This is a genomic window from Streptomyces sp. NPDC127108, assembly GCF_042677545.1.
Taxonomy (GTDB): Bacteria; Actinomycetota; Actinomycetes; order Streptomycetales; family Streptomycetaceae; genus Streptomyces.
Window position 1 is genome coordinate 34,043 of record NZ_JBHXTE010000055.1, and the last position, 16,647, is coordinate 50,689.

The 16,647-nt window shown below is 72.5% G+C and carries 14 protein-coding genes; 11 read left to right on the plus strand and 3 right to left on the minus strand.

Going from position 1 to position 16,647, the window contains the following annotated elements; genetic code table 11:
• The first annotated feature begins 12 nt into the window (after positions 1-12).
• From shc to ACFVHO_RS34785, 8 genes are all read left to right on the plus strand, one after another.
• Entirely contained in the window at positions 13-2,007 is a 1,995-nt protein-coding gene (shc, locus tag ACFVHO_RS34750; protein WP_385723710.1) for a squalene--hopene cyclase, read from the plus strand.
• Positions 2,007-2,657, plus strand: a complete 651-nt coding sequence (locus tag ACFVHO_RS34755; RefSeq protein WP_385723713.1) for a 1-hydroxy-2-methyl-2-butenyl 4-diphosphate reductase — start codon at positions 2,007-2,009, stop codon at positions 2,655-2,657. The genes shc and ACFVHO_RS34755 overlap by 1 nt, the downstream gene beginning before the upstream one ends.
• A gap of 5 nt (positions 2,658-2,662) precedes the next feature.
• Entirely contained in the window at positions 2,663-3,685 is a 1,023-nt protein-coding gene (gene hpnH, locus ACFVHO_RS34760; protein WP_289944018.1) for an adenosyl-hopene transferase HpnH, read from the plus strand.
• A gap of 4 nt (positions 3,686-3,689) precedes the next feature.
• Complete coding sequence (gene ispG / locus ACFVHO_RS34765) at positions 3,690-4,856, plus strand: flavodoxin-dependent (E)-4-hydroxy-3-methylbut-2-enyl-diphosphate synthase (RefSeq protein ID WP_385723716.1); 1,167 nt, start codon at positions 3,690-3,692, stop codon at positions 4,854-4,856.
• Positions 4,857-4,882: 26 nt separating this feature from the next.
• The gene (gene dxs, locus ACFVHO_RS34770; RefSeq protein WP_385723719.1) at positions 4,883-6,850 is read left to right on the plus strand and encodes a 1-deoxy-D-xylulose-5-phosphate synthase; all 1,968 of its coding nucleotides are present in this window, start codon (positions 4,883-4,885) and stop codon (positions 6,848-6,850) included.
• Positions 6,851-6,855: 5 nt separating this feature from the next.
• Positions 6,856-8,241: an aspartate aminotransferase family protein gene (locus tag ACFVHO_RS34775; protein ID WP_385723767.1), complete on the plus strand. Its 1,386-nt coding sequence runs from the start codon at positions 6,856-6,858 to the stop codon at positions 8,239-8,241.
• Between the two features lie 94 nt (positions 8,242-8,335).
• A complete protein-coding gene (locus ACFVHO_RS34780) occupies positions 8,336-9,007 on the plus strand; it encodes a helix-turn-helix domain-containing protein (protein ID WP_385723721.1) in 672 nt (223 codons plus the stop codon).
• A 55-nt stretch (positions 9,008-9,062) separates the two neighbouring features.
• The gene (locus ACFVHO_RS34785; protein ID WP_289955497.1) at positions 9,063-9,179 is read left to right on the plus strand and encodes a DUF6126 family protein; all 117 of its coding nucleotides are present in this window, start codon (positions 9,063-9,065) and stop codon (positions 9,177-9,179) included.
• A 36-nt stretch (positions 9,180-9,215) separates the two neighbouring features.
• On the opposite strand, the gene ACFVHO_RS34790 is transcribed toward ACFVHO_RS34785, so the two are convergent.
• Positions 9,216-10,013: a tyrosine-protein phosphatase gene (locus tag ACFVHO_RS34790; RefSeq protein WP_385723724.1), complete on the minus strand. Its 798-nt coding sequence runs from the start codon at positions 10,011-10,013 to the stop codon at positions 9,216-9,218.
• Positions 10,014-10,280: 267 nt separating this feature from the next.
• On the opposite strand from ACFVHO_RS34790, the gene ACFVHO_RS34795 reads away from it, so the two are divergent.
• The 3 genes from ACFVHO_RS34795 (at position 10,281) to ACFVHO_RS34805 (ending at position 14,410) form a co-directional block, all read left to right on the plus strand.
• Entirely contained in the window at positions 10,281-12,413 is a 2,133-nt protein-coding gene (locus tag ACFVHO_RS34795; protein WP_385723727.1) for an alpha-galactosidase, read from the plus strand.
• Positions 12,414-12,491: 78 nt separating this feature from the next.
• Positions 12,492-13,295, plus strand: a complete 804-nt coding sequence (locus tag ACFVHO_RS34800) for an SGNH/GDSL hydrolase family protein (protein ID WP_385723729.1) — start codon at positions 12,492-12,494, stop codon at positions 13,293-13,295.
• A gap of 212 nt (positions 13,296-13,507) precedes the next feature.
• Complete coding sequence (locus ACFVHO_RS34805) at positions 13,508-14,410, plus strand: SIMPL domain-containing protein (protein ID WP_385723732.1); 903 nt, start codon at positions 13,508-13,510, stop codon at positions 14,408-14,410.
• Between the two features lie 249 nt (positions 14,411-14,659).
• Here the strand turns inward: ACFVHO_RS34805 and ACFVHO_RS34810 are convergent, their stop codons facing one another.
• Entirely contained in the window at positions 14,660-15,271 is a 612-nt protein-coding gene (locus tag ACFVHO_RS34810; RefSeq protein ID WP_385723734.1) for a TetR/AcrR family transcriptional regulator, read from the minus strand.
• Between the two features lie 73 nt (positions 15,272-15,344).
• On the minus strand, positions 15,345-16,610 hold the full coding sequence (locus ACFVHO_RS34815; RefSeq protein WP_385723737.1) for a Glu/Leu/Phe/Val dehydrogenase dimerization domain-containing protein: 1,266 nt from the start codon (positions 16,608-16,610) through the stop codon (positions 15,345-15,347).
• Between the last annotated feature and the right edge of the window lie 37 nt (positions 16,611-16,647).

The window sequence follows — 16,647 nt, forward strand, 5'->3', positions numbered from 1 at the left end:
GAAGGGGAAGCCATGACAGCGACGACCGACGGAAGCACCGGAGCGGCGACGCCCCGAGCGGCCTCGGCCACCGGAACGACCGACACCACTCCCGCGGCGCCCGGCGCACTGGGTGCCGCGGCCCGCGCCATAGAACGGTCCACGCAATTCCTGTTGTCCCGCCAGGACGCCCAGGGATGGTGGAAGGGCGACCTGGAAACCAATGTGACCATGGACGCCGAGGACCTGTTGCTCCGTCAGTTCCTGGGCATCCAGGACGAGTCGACGACCAGGGCCGCCGCGCTCTTCATCCGCGGCGAGCAGCGCGACGACGGCACCTGGGCCACCTTCTACGGCGGCCCGGGCGAACTCTCCACCACCATCGAGGCGTACGTGGCGCTGCGCCTCGCGGGGGACGCCCCGGACGCTCCGCACATGGCCAAGGCGTCCGCCTGGATCAGGGAGCGGGGCGGCATCGCCTCGGCCCGGGTCTTCACCCGCATCTGGCTCGCCCTCTTCGGCTGGTGGAAGTGGGACGACCTGCCCGAGCTGCCGCCCGAACTCCTTTATTTTCCCAAGTGGTTCCCGCTCAACATTTACGACTTCGGCTGCTGGGCGCGGCAGACCATCGTGCCGCTCACCATCGTCTCGGCCAAGCGCCCGGTGCGTCCCGCGCCCTTCCCGCTGGATGAGCTGCACACCGACGCGAGCGCCCCGAATCCCGCCAAACCCCTTGCCCCGGTGGCGAGTTGGGACGGCGTCTTCCAGCGCATGGACAAGGCGCTGCACCTTTATCACAAGATCGCTCCGCGCGGTGTGCGCAAGGCCGCGATGAACAGCGCCGCGCGCTGGATCATCGAGCGGCAGGAGAACGACGGCTGCTGGGGCGGCATCCAGCCGCCCGCCGTGTACTCCGTGATCGCGCTGCACCTGATGGGCTACGACCTCGACCACCCGGTCCTCAAGGCGGGCCTCGCGTCCCTGGACCGCTTCGCCGTGTGGCGCGAGGACGGCGCGCGGATGATCGAGGCCTGCCAGTCGCCGGTGTGGGACACCTGCCTCGCGGCCATCGCCCTCGCCGACGCCGGGGTGCCCGCCGACCATCCGCAGCTGGTCAAGGCCGCGGACTGGATGCTGGGCGAGCAGATCGTGCGGCCCGGCGACTGGTCGGTGCGCAGGCCGGGACTGACCCCCGGCGGCTGGGCCTTCGAATTCCACAACGACAACTACCCCGACATCGACGACACCGCCGAGGTCGTCCTCGCGCTGCGCCGGGTCGCGCACCCGGACAAGCCGCGCCTGGAGAACGCCATCGAGCGCGGTGTGCGCTGGAACCTCGGCATGCAGTCGAAGAACGGCGCCTGGGCCGCCTTCGACGTCGACAACACCAGCCCCTTCCCCAACCGCCTGCCGTTCTGCGACTTCGGCGAGGTCATCGACCCGCCCTCCGCCGACGTCACCGCGCACGTGGTGGAGATGCTCGCCTGGGAGGGCAGGTCCCACGACCCGCGCACCCGGCGCGGCGTGGAGTGGCTGCTCGCCGAACAGGAGCCGAACGGCGCCTGGTTCGGGCGCTGGGGCGTCAACTACGTCTACGGCACCGGGTCGGTGCTGCCCGCGCTCGTCGCCGCCGGACTGCCCGCCTCGCACCCGGCGATCCGACGCGCGGTCGCCTGGCTGGAGTCGGTGCAGAACGACGACGGCGGCTGGGGCGAGGACCTGCGCTCCTACCGCGACGAACAGTGGGTCGGGCGCGGCGCCTCCACGGCGTCGCAGACCGCCTGGGCGCTGCTCGCGCTGCTCGCGGCGGGGCAGCGGGACACCAAGTCCGTGGAGCGCGGCGTCGACTGGCTGGTGCAGGCGCAGACCGAGGACGGCTCCTGGGACGAGCCGTACTTCACCGGCACCGGCTTCCCCTGGGACTTCTCGATCAACTACCACCTCTACCGGCAGGTCTTCCCGCTGACCGCGCTCGGCCGGTACGTCAACGGAGAGCCGGCCGTCGGCGGCTCCGGCAAGGGGGGCTGATGGCCGTGTCCCCGGCGCGGCCGGGCCCCGCACCGCTCCTCGTCGCCTGTGCGCTCGGCATCGAGCACCTCGCCCTGCGCACCGGCGAGCGGGGCGGTGCGAGCGGCCCCATGACCGTCCTGAGGACGGGCATGGGACCGCGGGCCGCCGAGCGCGCCGTGGCCAAGGCGCTCGAGGGCCCCTCCCTGCACGACGCGGCCGTCGTGGCCACCGGCTTCTGCGCCGGGCTCGCCCCCGGCATGCACCCCGGCGATCTGGTCGTCGCCGGGGAGACCCGCCACGACGGCGGCGCCACGCCCTGCGTGGGCACCGAGCTCCTGGTCGAGGAGCTGGTGCGCGCGCTGCCCCGCCGCACCGTGCACACCGGGCCGCTCACGGGCTCCGACCACGTCGTCCGCGGCCACGAACGCGGCGATCTGCTCGCCACCGGTGCCATCGCGGTGGACATGGAGTCCGCCGTCACGCTGCGCACCGCCGTGACGGCCGGGCCCCGCCCCGTTGCCGCCGTCCGGGTGGTCGTGGACGCCCCACAGCACGAACTCGTACGAATCGGCACGGTGCGCGGTGGAATATCGGCCTTCCGCGTTCTCCGTGCCGTGCTTCCCGCTTTCTTCGAATGGCACCGTTCTTCGCTGCTCCCCCGGAGGTGAGCCAGATGGTCATGCCGCTGCGTCAGTCGATCAAGGTCGCTACGTACCTGATGGAACAGAAGCTGCGCAAGCGGGACAAGTTCCCGCTGATTGTCGAGTTGGAGCCGCTGTTCGCGTGCAACCTGAAGTGCGAGGGCTGCGGCAAGATCCAGCATCCGGCCGGGGTGCTCAAGCAGCGCATGCCGGTGGCGCAGGCCGTGGGCGCCGTTCTCGAGTCCGGTGCGCCGATGGTGTCCATCGCCGGCGGCGAACCGCTGATGCACCCTCAGATCGATGAGATCGTCCGGCAGTTGGTCGCCAAGAAGAAGTACGTCTTCCTTTGCACCAATGCCATGTTGCTGCGCAAGAAGATGGACAAGTTCAAGCCCTCGCCGTACTTCGCGTTCGCCGTGCACATCGACGGGATGCGGGAGCGCCACGACGAGTCGGTGGCGAAGGAGGGGGTGTTCGACGAGGCGGTCGAGGCCATGAAGGAGGCCAAGCGGCGCGGCTTCCGGGTGACCACCAACTCGACCTTCTTCAACACGGACACCCCGCAGACGATCATCGAGGTGCTCAACTTCCTCAATGACGAGCTGCAGGTCGACGAGATGATGCTGTCGCCCGCCTACGCCTACGAGAAGGCGCCCGACCAGGAGCACTTCCTCGGCGTCGAGCAGACCCGCGAGCTGTTCAAGAAGGCCTTCGCGGGCGGCAACCGGCGCCGCTGGCGGCTGAACCACTCGCCGCTGTTCCTGGACTTCCTTGAGGGCAAGGTCGACTTCCAGTGCACGGCGTGGGCGATCCCCAACTACTCGCTCTTCGGCTGGCAGCGCCCCTGCTATCTGATGAGCGACGGGTACGTCCCCACGTACCGGGAGCTGATCGAGAAGACCGACTGGTCCAAGTACGGCCGCGGCAAGGACGAGCGGTGCGCCAACTGCATGGCGCACTGCGGGTACGAGCCGACGGCCGTCCTCGCCACCATGGGCTCCCTCAAGGAGTCCCTGCGGGCCATGCGTGAGACCGTCAACGGAAACCGCGGGTGACGTCATGAGCCCTGGAGCGCCCGTCACGTTGGGCCTCCCGGAGCTGCCGGTCCGGCCCCTCGCCGAGCGCCGCGTCTCGCGGCGCATCGAGGTCGGACCGGTGGCCGTGGGGGGCGGCGCGCCGGTTTCGGTGCAGTCGATGACGACGACGCGTACGTCGGACATCGGGGCGACGCTGCAGCAGATCGCGGAGCTGACGGCGTCGGGGTGCCAGATCGTGCGGGTGGCGTGTCCGACGCAGGACGACGCGGACGCGCTCGCGACGATCGCGCGGAAGTCGCAGATCCCGGTGATCGCCGACATCCACTTCCAGCCGAAGTACGTGTTCGCGGCGATCGACGCCGGGTGCGCGGCGGTGCGGGTGAACCCCGGCAACATCAAGCAGTTCGACGACCGGGTGCGGGACATCGCACGGGCGGCGAACGACGCGGGCACCCCAATCCGGATCGGCGTCAACGCGGGCTCCCTGGACGCCCGCTTGCTGAAGAAGTACGGCAGGGCGACGCCGGAGGCCCTGGTCGAGTCGGCGCTGTGGGAGGCGTCGCTGTTCGAGGAGCACGGCTTCCGGGACATCAAGATCTCGGTGAAGCACAACGACCCGGTGGTCATGGTCAACGCCTACCGGCAGCTGGCCGCCGCCTGCGACTACCCCCTGCATCTGGGGGTGACCGAGGCGGGCCCCGCCTTCCAGGGCACGATCAAGTCGGCCGTCGCCTTCGGCGCGCTGCTCGCCGAGGGAATCGGCGACACGATCCGTGTCTCGCTCTCGGCCCCTCCGGCCGAGGAGGTCAAGGTCGGCATCCAGATCCTGGAGTCCCTGAACCTGCGCCAGCGCCGCCTGGAGATCGTGTCCTGCCCGTCCTGCGGGCGCGCCCAGGTCGACGTCTACAAGCTGGCGGACGAGGTGACGGCGGGGCTCGACGGCATGGAGGTGCCGTTGCGGGTCGCGGTCATGGGGTGCGTGGTGAACGGGCCGGGTGAGGCGCGTGAGGCCGATCTGGGTGTCGCGTCCGGCAATGGCAAGGGCCAGATCTTCGTCAAGGGCGAGGTCGTCAAGACGGTGCCCGAGTCGAAGATCGTCGAGACCCTCATCGAAGAGGCGATGAAGATCGCCGAGCAGATGGAGGCCGCAGGCGTCCCGTCCGGGGTGCCCGACGTCACAGTGAGCTGAGAACGAACCAGTAAGGGGGCCCGAGCATGACCATTCTGGAGACGATCCGGGGGCCGCGCGACCTGAAGGCGCTGACCGAGCGCGAACTCGCCGAACTGGCGGAGGAGATACGGGAGTTCCTGGTGCACGCGGTCGCCAGGACCGGCGGTCACCTCGGGCCCAACCTGGGGGTGGTGGAGCTCACCATGGCCCTGCACCGGGTCTTCGAGTCACCGCTCGATCGCATCGTGTGGGACACCGGCCACCAGAGCTATGTGCACAAGCTGCTGACCGGGCGTCAGGACTTCTCCAAGCTGCGCGGCAAGGGCGGCCTTTCCGGCTACCCCTCGCGGGAGGAGTCCGACCACGACATCGTCGAGAACAGCCACGCGTCGACCGCCCTCGGCTGGGCCGACGGCCTCGCCAAGGCCCGTGACGTCCTCGGCGAACGCGGGCACGTCGTCGCCGTCATCGGGGACGGCGCGCTCACCGGCGGCATGGCGTGGGAGGCGCTGAACAACATCGCGGCCGCCAAGAACCAGCCCCTGATCATCGTCGTCAACGACAACGAGCGCTCGTACGCCCCCACCATCGGCGGCCTCGCCAACCACCTGGCCACCCTGCGCACCACCGACAGCTACGAACAGGTCCTCGCCTGGGGCAAGGAGTTCCTCCAGCGCACTCCCGTCGTCGGCCGCACCCTCTACGAGTCGCTGCACGGCGCCAAGAAGGGCTTCAAGGACGCCTTCGCGCCCCAGGGCATGTTCGAGGACCTCGGCCTGAAGTACGTCGGGCCGATCGACGGGCACGACACCAAGGCCGTCGAGTCGGCGCTGCGCCGCGCGAAACGCTTCCACGGGCCCGTGCTCGTGCACTGCCTCACCGAGAAGGGCCGCGGCTACGAACCCGCGCTCGCCGACGAGGCGGACCGCTTCCACACCGTCGGCGTCATGGACCCGCTCACCTGCGAACCCCTCGCCCCGTCCAACGGCCCCTCCTGGACCTCGGTGTTCGGCGACGAGATCGTCCGCATCGGCGCCGAGCGCGAGGACGTCGTGGCCATCACGGCCGCCATGCTGCACCCGGTGGGGCTCACCCGGTTCGCCGAGGCCTACCCGGACCGGGTGTGGGACGTCGGCATCGCCGAGCAGCACGCCGCGGTGGCCGCCGCGGGCCTCGCCACCGGCGGCCTCCACCCCGTCGTCGCCGTCTACGCCACCTTCCTCAACCGCGCCTTCGACCAGCTCCTGATGGACGTGGCGCTGCACCGCTGCGGGGTGACGTTCGTCCTCGACCGGGCCGGGGTCACCGGGCCCGACGGGGCGTCCCACAACGGCATGTGGGACCTGTCCGTCCTCCAGGTCGTCCCCGGCCTCAGGATCGCCGCGCCGCGCGACGCCGACCAGCTCCGCGCCCAGCTCCGCGAGGCCGTCACCGTCGACGACGCGCCGACGCTGCTGCGGTTCCCCAAGGAGTCGGTGGGCCCCGCGATCCCGGCCGTCGACCGCGTGGGCGCCATGGACGTGCTGAGCCGCGGCCCCGAAGAGGAGGGCACGACCGCCGACGTGCTGCTCGTCGCCGTCGGCGTGATGGCTCCGGTGTGCCTGGGCGCCGCCGACCTGCTGCGGGAGCGTGGGATCAGCGTCACCGTGGTCGACCCGCGCTGGGTCAAGCCCGTCGACCCGGAGCTGCCCGCGCTCGCGGCGGAGCACCGGCTCGTCGCGGTCGTCGAGGACAACAGCAAGGCGTCCGGGGTCGGCGCGGCGGTCGCGCTGGCCCTCGGCGAGGCCGAAGTGGACGTTCCCGTACGGCGGTTCGGCATCCCCGACCAGTTCCTCGCGCACGCCAAGCGGGGCGAGGTGCTCGCCGACCTCGGGCTCACCCCCGTGGAGATCGCCGGGAGCATCAGCGCGACCATCGCGCGCCGGCGCGCCACCGGCGCCGACGCGCCGGAACAGGCCGGTCCCACCGGCACCGAGAGAGCCGGTGCGGCCGGCGAGGAGAGTCGGGCATGACCAGCATGAGCAAGGAGTTCGACCTCGGCCGGCTGCTCGCCGAGCGCGGCGGCGAACGGTACGAACTGCACGCGCGCCATCTGAACCACCAACTGCCGCGCATGCTGCACACCATCGGCTTCGACAAGGTCTACGAACGCGCGGAGGGCGCCCACTTCTGGGACGCGGACGGCAACGACTACCTGGACATGCTCGCCGGGTTCGGCGTCATGGGCCTCGGCCGCCACCACCCGGTCGTGCGCAAGGCGCTGCACGACGTCCTCGACGCCTCCCTCGCCGACCTCACCCGCTTCGACTGCCAGCCCCTCCCCGGCCTGCTCGCCGAGCAACTGCTCACCCACAGCCCGCACCTGGACCGGGTGTTCTTCGGCAACAGCGGCACCGAGGCGGTGGAGACGGCCCTGAAGTTCGCCCGGTACGCGACCGGGAAGCCGAGGGTGCTGTACTGCGCGCACGCCTTCCACGGGCTGACCACCGGCTCGCTCTCCGTCAACGGCGAGGACGGGTTCCGGGACGGCTTCGCGCCGCTCCTGCCCGACACGGCGGTCCCGCTCGGCGATCTGGACGCCCTGCGCGCGGAGTTGCAGAAGGGCGACGTCGCCGCGCTGATCGTCGAACCCATTCAGGGCAAGGGCGTGCACGAGGCACCGCCGGGCTATCTGCGCGCCGCCCAGGAGCTGCTGCGCCGGCACAAGGCGCTCCTCATCGCCGACGAGGTGCAGACCGGCCTCGGCAGGACCGGCGAGTTCTACGCCTACCAGCACGACGAGGGCGTCGAGCCCGACCTGGTGTGCGTGGCCAAGGCGCTGTCCGGCGGCTATGTGCCGGTCGGCGCCACCCTCGGCAAGGACTGGATCTTCAAGAAGGTCTACTCGTCCATGGACCGGGTCCTGGTGCACTCGGCGAGCTTCGGGGCCAACGCGCAGGCCATGGCGGCCGGGCTCGCCGTCCTCGCCGTCATGCGGGACGAGAAGGTCGTCGAGAACGCGCGCGTGACCGGTGAGCTCCTGAAGTCGCGGCTCGGCGCGCTCGTGGACCGCTACGAACTGCTCAGCGAGGTGCGCGGGCGCGGGCTCATGATCGGCATCGAGTTCGGCAGACCGAAGTCCCTGAAGCTGCGCAGCCGCTGGACGATGCTCCAGGCCGCGCGCAAGGGCCTGTTCGCGCAGATGGTGGTGGTGCCGCTGCTCCAGAAGCACCACATCCTCACCCAGGTCTCCGGCGACCACCTGGAGGTCATCAAGCTGATCCCGCCGCTCACGGTGGGGGAGAAGGACGTCGACCGGTTCGTGGACGCCTTCACCGCCGTCATGGACGACGCGCACAGCGGGGGCGGGCTGATGTGGGACTTCGGCAAGACGCTGGTGAAGCAGGCGGTGGCGAACCGGTAGCCGTGAGGTCCGGCAGTGACGCGGTCCATCGGAGGGTTTTTGCCTCAGGGGCAAGAAAGTTGCCCCTGAGGCAAGCCTCTGGCTGAATCGAAGCATGAACCCTGCCGAGCCCGCGGGGGCCGCCCCGGAGCCCGACGACGCCGCCGACCCCCGGGCCGACACCGTCGCCGATGCCCTGCCCGTCGTCGCGCCCCAGCTCCGGGACCTGCGCCGACGCGCCGCCCTGACCCTGGAGGCCGCCGCCCGCGCGGCCGGGCTCTCGCCCGCGCACCTGTCCCGTCTGGAGACCGGTCTGCGCCAGCCGTCCCTGCCGATGCTGCTCGCGCTCGCCCGTACCTACGGTACGACGGTCTCCGAGCTCCTCGGCGAGACACCCGCCGACCGGCACTCCGTCGTCCGCGCCCCCGACATGGAGCCCACGGCGGCCGGCGGCTGGACCTACTGGCAGGCGGGCGCGCCCGGCCGGGGCATGCAGGCGCTGCGGGTGCACGTCCCGCACGGCGCGCAGGGCGACATGGTGCGGGTCCACCCGGGCGAGGAGTGGCTGTACGTCCTCACCGGGCGGCTCCGGCTCCGGCTCGGCGACACCGCGTACACCCTCGCCCCGGGCGACAGCGCGCACTTCGACTCGCTGACCCCGCACCGGATCGCCGCCGCGGACCACGGCGGCGCCGACCTCCTCTTCGTCCACACCTTGCTGCAGAGCCCGGCCACCGCGCTGTGCCTCGGCGGCCCCACCCAGGGAGACCGACATGACGGAATCTGAGCAGCCGCGGCAGGCCGGCCCCGAGCAGGCGGCGCGGCCCGAGCGCCGCATGGTCATGCAGGAGAAGTTCCCGCGCGCCCTGTGGGTGCGGTTGATCATCTATGTGGCCGTGGGCCACGTGTTCGCGTTCTTCGTCTATCTGCTGTTCGTGCTCGGGGGCAAGAACCAGTAGGGGCGGCGGGGCGTCCCGGCCGACGGGACGCCCGGGTCAGTCGAGGAGCCGGTCGCGCAGCCGCTCCCGTGTCAGCGGGCTGACACCGAGGCCCCGCTCCAGATACGTGTCGGTGTCGCCCCACGTCAGCGCGATCGTCTCGAAGGCCGCGTCCAGATACTCGGCGCGGGCGTCGAACAGCGGGCTCAGCAGCTCCATGACCTCGGGGGACATCGCGTCCGCCGAGGTGCTGCTGCGGTGCACCTTGTAGCGGCGGTGCGCGGCGTTCGACTCCAGATAGTCCGCCTTGATCGCGTCGCGCTCCACGCCGACCGCGAGCAGCGTCACCGCTATGGACAGGCCCGCCCGGTCCTTGCCCGCCGCGCAGTGCATGAGCGCGGGGACACTGTCCTCGGCCAGCGCGTGCAGGACCCGGCTGTGCTCGGCCGTGCGCTCCTTGATGATCGTCCGGTACGACGCCGACATCCGCCCCGCGGCCTTGCCGTCGGACAGGACCGAGCGCAACTGGTCCAGGTCGCCGTCGCGGACCATCTTCCAGAACTCGGCGCCGTCGGCCGGGTCGGTCAGCGGCAGGTTCACATTGCGCACGCCCGGCAGCGCCACGTCCGGGCCCTCCAGGCGCTGGTCGGCGGCGTTGCGGAAGTCGAAGATCGTGTGCAGGCCCAGCGAGCCGAGGAACGCGGCGTCGGCGTCCGTGGCGTGCGCGAGGTGACCACTGCGGAAGAGGACGCCGTGGCGCACCCGGCGGCCGTCGAGCGTCGGCAGCCCGCCCACGTCACGGAAGTTGCGCACGCCGGCCAGCTCGGGCTCGGTCGACGGGACCTGCTGCGTCACGGGGTCTCCTCTTGATCGGGGGCGGCTTCGCGCGACCTCGCGGGCCCACGGCCCGCGCGTGGTTGCGCCTTCGACGATACGACACGGGTTCCTGAGGCAATCAGTCCTGGTGCGGGGGTGCCCGGAGGTGCGCACGGGGGTGCGTCAGGGTGGCGTACGCGGGAGGTGCGCGGGCGTTGCCCCGATGGTCGTATGGGCTCGAAGATGTGCGTACACGCGCGTGCCTGTTGAGATCTGTTTCCGCAGCTGTGGAGCTCTGGGGGTTCGATGATCGAGATCGGCGCAGACGGCCGGACGTGGCTCCTCTCGGGGCCCACCAGCAGCTACGCGCTGCGTCTCACGGACCGTGACGAACTGCTGCATCTCCACTGGGGCCCGCGCCTCGCCCTGGCCGACGCCGAGGCCCTCGCGGCGGCGCCGACGCCCCCGGAGCGGCCCTTCGAGTCGTGGCTGGACGGCCGCGAGGAGTATCCGGTCGAGGGCGGGCCGCGGTTCGTGCGGCCCGCGCTCTCGGTGCGCGGCGGCGGGGTACGCGGAACCGAGTGGCGCTTCCTGGGACCGGCCGACGACACCGGCGACGAACTGCGGCTGCGCTTCACCGACGCCGTGCACGGCCTCCTGATCACGCTCGCCTACCGGATGCGCGGGGACGTCGTCGAGCGGTACGCCGTCCTCACCCACCAGGGCCCGCCCACGGCACCGCACGTGGAGGTCCTGCGGGCCGACTCCGCGACCTGGACCCTGCCGCCGCGCGAGCACTGGCGGCTCTCGCAGCTGCACGGGCGCTGGGCCGCCGAGTCCCGGCTCGCACGCTCCGACCTCACGTACGGCGAGCAGGTCATCGGCAGCAGGCGCGGGCACACCGGGCACCAGCACCTGCCCTGGGTGGCTCTCGACGCCGACGGCGCCACCGAGGAGCACGGCGAGGTGCACAGCTGCGCCCTCGCCTGGTCCGGGTCCTGGCGGATCGCGGTGCACCGGCTCCCGGACGGCGCCGTGCAGATCACCGGCGGCAGCGGGCACGACGACTCCGGGCAGCGACTGCTCGCCCCCGGCGCGTCCCTCACCACGCCCGTCTTCGCGGGGCTGTGGACCGACGGGGGCTTCGGCGCGGCCAGCCGGGCCTGGCACGCGTACCAGCGCGCGCACGTGATCCCGGACGCGGACGAGGTCCGGCCGGTGCTCTACAACTCCTGGGAGGCCACCGGGTTCGACATCTCCGAGGAGCAGCAGCGGGCCCTCGCGGAGCGGGCCGCCGGGCTCGGCGTGGAGCTGTTCGTCGTCGACGACGCGTGGTTCGGCCGACGGGTCAGCGACCGGGCGGGGCTCGGCGACTGGACGCCCAACCCCGAGCGCTTCCCCGGCGGCCTCAAGCCGCTCGCCGACGACGTGCACGCCCTCGGCATGCGGTTCGGGATCTGGGTCGAGCCGGAGATGGTCAACGCCGACAGCGACCTCTACCGCGCCCACCCCGACTGGGTGCAGCACCACCCCGGCCGCACCCGCACCGAGTTCCGCAACCAGCTCGTCCTCAACCTCGCGCGCGAGGACGTCCGCGCCCACCTGTGGGACCAGCTCGACGCCCTGCTGTCCAGCGCGCCCGTCGACTACGTCAAGTGGGACTTCAACCGCTGCTTCACCGACGCCGGCTGGCCCGGCGAGCCCTACCCGCAGCGGCTGTGGGACGCCCATGTGCACGGCTTCTACGACCTCCTGGACCGGCTGCGGACCGCGCACCCCACCGTCGCCATCGAGTCCTGCTCGGGCGGCGGCGGCCGTATCGACCTCGGCGTCCTCGCCCGCACCGACCAGGTCTGGACGTCCGACAACACCGACCCGCTCGACCGGCTCGCCATCCAGCACGGATTCAGCCAGATCCACCCGGCGCGCGTCATGGCCGCCTGGGTCACCGACAGCCCCAACACCCAGCTCAACGGGCGCGTCAGCTCGCTCAGGTTCCGCTTCGTCAGCGCGATGGCGGGCGTGCTCGGAGTCGGCGGCGACCTGACCCGGTGGAGCGCGGCGGAGCTCGCCGAGGCCCGCGACTGGGTCGAGCTCTACAAGGAGATCAGGCCCGTCGTGCAGCTCGGCGACCTGTACCGGCTGCGGGATCCGGACGGCGGCCTCTGCGCGGTGCAGTACGTCCTCGGGGACGAGGTCGTCGTCCTCGCCTGGCTCCCTGCGCAGGCGTACGGGCAGGAGACACCGCCGGTGCGGCTGCGGGGGCTCGACCCGGCGGCCGCCTACGCGTGCCGGGAGACGGCGGCGGTGCACCGCGGCGCCGTCCTGCTGCATCACGGGCTGCGGACCGGGCTCCGGGGCGATCTGGACGCGGCCGTGTTCCGGCTCCGGCGGATCGCGGACGTCGCAGGCGCGTATTCCGGGTTGGCGCAATCTTGACCAATGGCTTATCTCACCCCGCGTCAACCCCTTATTACGATGGCGTAGGTCACTTGTCGCCAGGAAAGATGTGACGACGTGACAGCAGAGTCGACACACTTCATCAAAAACACACCCACGGACACCTTCACCTCCTACGCAGCGGTCGGCGACAGCTTCACCGAAGGCGTGGGGGACCCCGGACCCGACGGCACCTTCGTCGGCTGGGCGGACCGGCTCGCCGTCCTCCTCGACGACCGCGTGCCCGAGCACTCCTTCCGGTACGCCAACCTCGCCGTGCGCGGCAAGCTCCTCGACCAGATCGTCGCGGACCAGGTGCCGCGCGCCAAGGAGCTGGCACCCGACCTGGTCACGTTCGCCGCGGGCGGCAACGACATCATCCGGCCCGGCACCGACCCCGACGAGGTCGCCGAGCGGTTCGAGCGCGCCGTCGCCGACCTCGCCTCCGCCGTCGGCACCGTCGTCGTCACCACGGGCTTCGACACCCGGGGCGTGGCCCTCCTCAAGCACCTCCGCGGCAAGATCGCCACGTACAACGGCCATGTCCGCGCGGTCGCCGACCGGTACGGCTGCCCCGTGCTCGACCTGTGGTCCCTCAAGTCCGTGCAGGACCGACGGGCCTGGGACGACGACCGCCTCCACCTGTCCGCCGAGGGACACACCCGGGTGGCGCTGCGGGCCGCCCAGGCCCTCGGCATCGAGGTGCCCGCCGACCCGGAGCAGCCCTGGCCGCCGCTGCCGCCGCGCGGCACCCTGGAAGTACGGCGCGACGACATCCACTGGGCGCGTGAGCACCTGGTGCCGTGGATCGGGCGGCGGCTGCGCGGGGAGTCCTCCGGCGACCATGTGGCCGCGAAGCGGCCGGACTTGATGCCGCTGTAGGCGCCGCGGGGGCGGGGTGGGCTCGGCCGGTGAGGTGGCCGTGCTCTGGGCGGGCTCGACCGGTGAGGTGACCGCGCTCTGGGCGGGCGGGCTCGACCGGTGAGGTGACAGGGCGGGAGTGGCGGGCCCCGTGCGCGGGTTGGCGGGTGCTGGGATGACGGCCAGCCGTCCCCTCGGGGGCGGACGACCGGTACACCGGAAGGACTCCCGCCATGTCCGCAGCCCCGCCCCCGCCCGTGCGCACCGGCGCCCCCGCCCGTCCTCCGCGTGCGCGCACCGCCCCGCGCGCGCTCGTGGCGGCCGTCGTCGTGCTCGCCGCGCTCGGCCTGCCGTCGGCGTTCGTCGCGCGCGCCGCGGCGGCCGGTGCCGCCGGTGTCCCCGGAGGATCAGCCCCGGCATCCTCCGTTCTCGCTCCGGCTCCGGCTTCCGCTCCGGCTCCGGCTCACGCCCCGGCTCCGGCGGTCGCGGACTTCCGGGACGACCCGACCCCCACCCCCTCCACCGTGACCGTCACCGGCACGGGCTCCGCGAGCGCCGCCCCCGACCTGGCCGTGGTCGGCATGGCCGTGGAGGTCACCGCGCCGACCGCGGAGAAGGCGCTCGCCGCGCAGCACGCCGCCGCGAACGCGCTGCTCGGCGCCCTGCGCGGGCAGCAGGTCGCCGAGCGCGACGTCCGTACGGACAGCCTGGAGCTGTCGGCCGTGTACGAGGACGGCGGCGGGGCGTCCAAGCTCACCGGGTACCGGGCCGCGCAGAGCTTCAGCGTGAAGGTGCGTGAGCCGCATCGCACCGGCCGTGTCGTCAAGGCGGCGGTGGCCGCGGCCGGTGACGCCGTACGGGTCAACGGGGTCACCTTCGACCTGGCCGACGCGCGGCCGCTGCGGGCCGAGGCCCGTGAGGCCGCGCACGCGGACGCCCGCTCCAAGGCCGAGCACTACGCCGCCCTGACGGGCCGCGGCCTCGGCCGCCTCGTCTCCCTCACCGAGGCCGAGTCCGGCAACCCCCGGCCCCTGACGGTGTCGCCGTCGGCCTTCACCAAGCAGGAGGGGGTGCCGGTGGCGCCGGGGGAGATCCAGGACAGTGTGTCGGTGGTGGCGGTGTACGAGTTGCGGTGAGGGGTGGGCTGAGGTCGGGGCGCTGCCGGGGGCTCCCCAATCCCACCCCTTTCCCGAAACTGGGGCTCCGCCCCAGACCCCGCTCCTCAAACGCCGGAGGGGCTGAAAATTACCCGCACATCATCTAGCCCGTCCGGCGTTTGAGGACGAGGCGCGGAGCGCCGATCAGGGGGGTCCAGGGGGCGCAGCCCCCGGTTTCGGAGAAGGGGTGGGACTGGGGCGCCCCGCGAGGGTCGAGGGCGGGGTAAGTCAGGTGCTCAAGTCGTCCGTGGACAAGCCCAGTTCGCGGGCCAGGGCCTCGTCGGCCCAGGTGCGCGTCCGCGCGCGGGACACCGAGCCGGGATAGGCCGTCACCTGGACGGCGAGGCCGTCGAGGAAGGCCGTCAGGCGGAGGGCCGCGGCCTGCGGGTCGGGGCAGCGGAACTCGCCCGCCGCCACGCCCTCGGCGATCACCCCGGCGAGCGCGGCCTTCCAGCGGCGGTCCAGATCCCGGGTGACCGAGCGCAGCGCGGGCTCGCGCAGGGCCGACGCCCAGCCCTCGATCCACAGCCGCCAGCCCTTGGCCGTCCCCGTCGGCGCGTACCAGCGCACCGCCGCCCGCAGCCGGCGCACCGCCGACGTGCGGCGGCCGAGGAGCTTGTGCAGATGCGCCAGATCGCCCTCGGCGGCATGCGCGAACGCGGCGGCGACCAGCTCGTCCTTGGTCGAGAAGTGGTACAGGACGAGCGCGTTGCTCACCCCGAGCGCGGCCGCGACGTCCGCGATGCGCACGGCCGCCACGCCGCGTACCTCGATCTGCTCGACGGTGGCGGTCAGCAGCTCCACCCGCCGCTCCGCCACGCTCAACCGCACTCTTGTCACGCCGTGCACCCTACCTACGCGCGTCACCCAGGGCGTATGCGCGGCGGGCACGGCGCGCGCCCCGCCGTGCGCGTCAGGGCGTCGCGGGCGGCCGGTGCCAGCCGAAGCGGTTCGTGATCTCCGGGAGGCGGTCCGCGGCCAGGGCGTGTGCGGCGGCGCGTGGTGTCGTACCGTCCCGGCGCGCCCGCGCGAGCACCTGCCCGACCAGGGCCCGCATGGCGCGACGCGTGTGCGCGAAGGCCTCGTCGGCCATGGCCGCCCCGTCGGTCGCCCCGGCGGCCCGCGACGCGGAAGCGGTGCCGATGTCGCCGAACAGCGTCCACCACCACCAGGCATTCGTGGCGGAGTTGACCACCACGTCCGGCAGGACCGTGACACCGCGCGCGGTGAGCAGCCGCTCCGCGTCCGCGAGCACCGGCATGTTGGCCGCCTCCGCGATCCAACGCGCCCTGATCCGGTCCTGGTTGGCGGTGTCGACGGCGTACGACACGGCGGCCGGTACGAGGACCTCCGCGTCGGCCGACAGCCAGGCGTCGTCGGGGAGTTCGCGGTCGCCGGGGCGCAGCGCCGCGCGGTCGACGGTGCCGTAGGCGTCCCGGGCGGTGAGGAGCGCCTCCACGTCCAGGCCGTCGGGGTTGGCGATCGTGCCCTTGATGTCGGCCACCGCCACGACCGTGAGTCCCGCCCGGGCGAGGAAGCGCGCGGTGGCGCCGCCCATGGTGCCGAGGCCCTGCACGGCCACGCGCGCGTGCGCGGGGTCCGTGCCCGCCGCGTCGAGCGCGGTGAGCACGGACTCCGCGACACCGCAGCCCCCGACGAGCGCGTCGAGCCCGATCCCGTCGACCTCGACGGCGAACGCGTCCGCGAGGCGCCGCCGGGCCGCCGCCTCGTCGTCGAGGAGCGGGTAGACGGCCTGCACGCAGGACGTCAGACCGGCCTCGGCGGCGGCCCGGTCGACGAGGTCCTGGGTCAGGCCCAGGTCCTCGCCCATGGTCCAGAAGTCCGCGATGTAGGGGCGCATCGCCCGCAGGTAGCGCACGAGCACGTCGTACGCCGCCGGGTCCCGGGGGTCGCAGTCGATGCCGCCCTTGGCGCCGCCGAGCGGGATGTAGCGGGCCCGGGGGTCGTAGTGCAGGGCCTCCTTCATCGTCATCCCGCGCGCAAGCCCGGCGACCTCCTCCAGGGTGCAGCCGGGCCGCATCCGCAGGCCTCCGCTGCACACCCCGCGCACCAGCCGGTCGACCACCAGGAAGCCGCGTCGCCCGGTGACGTGGTCGGTCCAGGTGAGGGACAGGAAAGGCGGGGCTGCGGGCGGCTGCGGTGAGGTGGGCGCGGGCATGGGGCGGCTCCTGCGGATCTGCCGACGGGTGTACGGA